This window comes from Faecalibacterium sp. Marseille-Q3530 (assembly GCF_017377625.1).
Taxonomy (GTDB): Bacteria; Bacillota; Clostridia; order Oscillospirales; family Ruminococcaceae; genus Faecalibacterium; species Faecalibacterium prausnitzii_E.
In genome coordinates this window covers 1-879 of sequence record NZ_JAFREH010000044.1, presented here as the reverse complement: position 1 = coordinate 879, position 879 = coordinate 1, and the positions used below count along the sequence as shown (strand labels likewise).

The window sequence follows — 879 nt, the reverse complement described above, 5'->3', positions numbered from 1 at the left end:
AGGACGAACGGACGCAACATCACGAGAGATAAGGAGTTGTGCGTATGATCAATCTGAAAATCGACCCGGAGTTCCAGAATCAGATCCCGCCGCTGACGGACGATGAGTACAAGCAGCTTGAAGAAAATATCCTGAAAGAGGGCAAGCTGATCTCTCCTTTGATCGTGTGGAATAATACCCTTGTTGATGGTCACAACCGTTATGCGATTCTTCAGAAGCACCCGGAGATTTATTTCTCTACCATGCCGCTCCGATTTGAGAACCGCGAAGAAGCCATTGCGTGGATTTGCCGGAATCAGTTGGGACGGCGAAACCTGAGTCCCGAACAGAAACGCTATCTGCTTGGGAAGCAGTACGAAGCCGAGAAGAAGGCTGCAAAAATCTTTCGGGGCAATCAGTACACTTTAGCAAAGAAAAGTGGTGGTGCTCACGATGATAACCACCACTCCGGGAAGAAAACCTGCGACCGAATCGCAGAAGAAAACGGTGTCAGCCGTGCCTCTGTTCTCCGTGCCAGCCACTATACACGAGGCATCGACATTGCGGACAACCTCTCTCCCGGCATCAAGCAGAAAGTCTTTTCCGGTGAAGTGAAGTTCACCAACGAAGAAATGTCCAAGCTTGTGCAGGCAAGTGTCGAGCATCGTTCAGATGTCCTTGCTCAAATCCTGCATCCAGAGGCATTGGAAGTGTTGGAATCTGCCAGCGCTGAATTTGAGCCTGAAAAAGCGGAACCCGTTCCCATGCCCACGCCACAAACAGAAGAATTCCGGTGCTATCATGTGCCGGACGAGTTTATGAAGGTTTACAAATCCTTGAGCCGTGCGACCGAAATGATGAAAAACTCATGGAAGAAAACGCTCAAAAACAATCCCAGCT

General features: G+C 49.6%; 1 protein-coding gene. It reads left to right on the top strand.

Going from position 1 to position 879, the window contains the following annotated elements; genetic code table 11:
* Positions 1 to 44: 44 nt before the first annotated feature.
* Positions 45 to 879, top strand: an 835-nt coding sequence (locus tag J3350_RS13875; protein WP_207687018.1) for a hypothetical protein, incomplete at its 3' end; no start/stop codon positions are given.